The organism is Flavobacterium sp. UGB4466 (assembly GCF_903469665.1).
In the GTDB taxonomy this organism is placed as follows: domain Bacteria; phylum Bacteroidota; class Bacteroidia; order Flavobacteriales; family Flavobacteriaceae; genus Flavobacterium; species Flavobacterium lipolyticum.
The window spans coordinates 1-386 of record NZ_CAGKLC010000285.1 but is presented as its reverse complement, the minus strand read 5'-3'; the positions used below and the strand labels follow the sequence as shown (position 1 = coordinate 386).

Annotated in this window: 1 pseudogene; it reads right to left on the bottom strand. The window is 40.4% G+C overall.

Annotated elements, in window-relative coordinates:
- Positions 1-386: pseudogene (locus JO950_RS22080) on the bottom strand (non-ribosomal peptide synthetase); the annotation flags it as partial.

The following is a 386-nucleotide window of genomic DNA, read 5'->3' as shown; positions in this document are numbered from 1 at the left end:
AATTCAAAAAAACGGTCTTTAATACCCAGTTTCTCCTTATCTACACGCAATATTTCACTCCATATCCTGACCATGTTCTCTTCTGACTCGTTACGTGGGGCTACATATTCTACACCACTTGACAAACCAGAACCTTCAGGATCCGGTAAGGACTTCTTGTCTACTTTTCCATTAGAGGTTAAGGGAAGTTCTTCCAGTTGGATGTAATAAGCCGGAAGCATATACTCAGCCAACCTCTGTTTTAAATAAACTCTTAAACCGCTTGTGTTTTGCTGGACATTAGAAACAATATAGGCCACCAACTCTTTCTCCCCTGATTGGTTTTCTATCGCTAAAACTACAGCTTGCTTGATTTGCTCATGCTGTTCTAAAGCGTACTCTATCTC